The sequence below is a fragment of the Pseudoalteromonas sp. SIMBA_162 genome, assembly GCF_046535955.1.
Lineage (GTDB): Bacteria > Pseudomonadota > Gammaproteobacteria > Enterobacterales > Alteromonadaceae > Pseudoalteromonas > Pseudoalteromonas marina.
In genome coordinates this window covers 1-279 of record NZ_JAWJBQ010000277.1, presented here as the reverse complement: position 1 = coordinate 279, position 279 = coordinate 1, and the positions used below count along the sequence as shown (strand labels likewise).

The window sequence follows — 279 nt, the reverse complement described above, 5'->3', positions numbered from 1 at the left end:
ATGCGCTAATCCCACCATGCCTACCCGGTCAGATTCGCATCGCCATCGATCCATTGCGCCAGCCGATCAGCGAGCTGCATATCCGCCAGCTCGACGAAATATCCCAGCTGGCTGACTGTGTCGAGGTGGATGATGGCGGGGTGGCCTTGGGCGTTGAGGTTGTCGATGGTCTCGAAGCAGACCTGCGCTCCCCCTGGCCGCTGCTCCAGATTGGACGTCGCATAACCCAGATGGAAAATGCCTTCCCCCCGACTCTCCAGCCATTCGGATGCGCTGCTC

The 279-nt window shown here is 60.6% G+C and carries 1 protein-coding gene; it reads right to left on the bottom strand.

Annotation, left to right across the window (positions count from 1 at the left end):
* Positions 1-20: 20 nt before the first annotated feature.
* Positions 21-279: hypothetical protein (locus R0J88_RS19665; protein WP_410900822.1), on the bottom strand; the 259-nt coding region annotated here is incomplete at its 5' end.